This is a genomic window from Vibrio sp. Vb0349, from assembly GCF_033338975.1.
Window position 1 is genome coordinate 1 of the sequence record NZ_JAWOTS010000137.1, and the last position, 1,592, is coordinate 1,592.

Consider the following 1,592-nt stretch of genomic DNA (forward strand, 5'->3'; position numbering starts at 1 on the left):
TATTGCGTAATATCGTGGTGCTTAACAACGGCAAAGAAATTACGTTAGATATGTTGCCACCGCCGCTGAATCAACCATTAGATAGGCCATCTGTATCTAAACTGATTGAGCCAAAAGCGATGACTGTTTCAGAGATCATGCCGCTATGGATGACAGAGAAAATGGCGATTGAACAAGCGATTGAGGCGTGTGACGGTAATATTCCAAGAGCCGCTGGGTATCTTGATGTCAGTCCGTCAACGATTTACCGCAAACTACAAGCATGGAATGGTAAAGAAGAGCGGCAGAAGGTGTAAGCATGACGATATTGAATCAACAAAAAATAGATGAACTGTCGATGGAAATCGGCAGTGATAACGTGCCTGTTTTGCTCGATATTTTTTTGGGTGAGATGGATACGTACATCGACAACTTGTCGCAGTTAGAAGGTTCAGAGCGCTTAATGTATTTGAAAGAGATCAGCCATGCGCTAAAAAGCAGTGCTGCGAGTTTCGGAGCCGACAGTTTGTGTGAGTTAGCGATGTCTATCGATAAAAAAGCCAAATCTGGTGAGTTAGTTGAACAGGGTAGTGAGGTTAACACTATGCTTGATCGCTTGAATGAAACACGCGACGCGTATCGCTCTTGGACTCAATAAAGTCTTTACTTTTTAAACACAAAGCCCTTCCATATTGGAAGGGCTTTGTCGTATCAACGTTGGCAGTCTCAAGTGGCTACTTAGCGAGTAGTTGGTTTTCTATCGCTGCTTTCAACTTATCTCGGTCGTGACGCCAATCTCGGTTGGTTGAGGCTAATGATTCGGTAACGACGTTCCATTGTTCCAACACTTTCTGGTCCGTTTCTTCGGCAAGGACGACATCGATTCTTCGTCCTTGGCACGCACGTTCACACCATTCCAGCTTTTGCGCCATCGACATTCGACCTGCTGGGCCGTATTCTGGGCTGAGGTTAGCAACGAATATCACCTTCGCTTTTCGGTTTGCTGCAATGGCTTTGCCCAGCTCAGGCAATAACAATGGCGGCATAATACTGGTGAGGAAACTGCCTGGGCCAAGACTGATTGCATCGGCTTCTGCCAGAGCAGTAACGGCTTCTTTAGTGGCTGGAACTTCTGGTGAAAGATCTAAGCGACGTAAGTCAGTTTCCATCTCATCCACATTGGTTTCACCTGTGACCCATTGACCGTTCACTGAAAGTGCAGACAAATCCGAAGGGTGCTCTGACATTGGCAGAATATTGACATCAACCTTAAGCATGTTTCGGATCAGATTGATTGCATCCAGCGGTCGAACCGACAAGTTATCCAATGCTGTTAGCATCAAATTGCCAAGGTTGTGGCCGTCCAGCTCTCCCGTACCTTTAAAGCGGTATTCAAACATCATCGAACTGATAGATGGTTCAGTGATTAGCTGGTTGATGCAGTTTCTGGTGTCTCCCCAAGCGATGCCACCTTGGCAGTGACGAATACGCCCAGTTGAACCACCATTGTCGGTTGTGGCAACAATGCCCGTAGCATTGCTGCCAAAGTCTTTTAAAGCGGCTAACATTCGACCTAAGCCATGACCACCGCCAACAGCGACCACTTTTTTATC

At 46.5% G+C, this 1,592-nt stretch carries 3 protein-coding genes; 2 read left to right on the top strand and 1 reads right to left on the bottom strand.

Going from position 1 to position 1,592, the window contains the following annotated elements; genetic code table 11:
- Both R7Q47_RS23910 and luxU read left to right on the top strand, forming a co-directional pair.
- The coding region (locus R7Q47_RS23910) for a helix-turn-helix domain-containing protein (protein ID WP_318089650.1) at nucleotides 1-296 on the top strand (296 nt) is incomplete at its 5' end.
- Nucleotides 297-298: 2 nt separating this feature from the next.
- Nucleotides 299-637: a quorum-sensing phosphorelay protein LuxU gene (luxU, locus tag R7Q47_RS23915; RefSeq protein WP_023623259.1), complete on the top strand. Its 339-nt coding sequence runs from the start codon at nucleotides 299-301 to the stop codon at nucleotides 635-637.
- 76 nt (nucleotides 638-713) lie between these two features.
- Here the strand turns inward: luxU and R7Q47_RS23920 are convergent.
- Nucleotides 714-1,592: YvcK family protein (locus R7Q47_RS23920; protein ID WP_318089654.1), on the bottom strand; the 879-nt coding region annotated here is incomplete at its 5' end.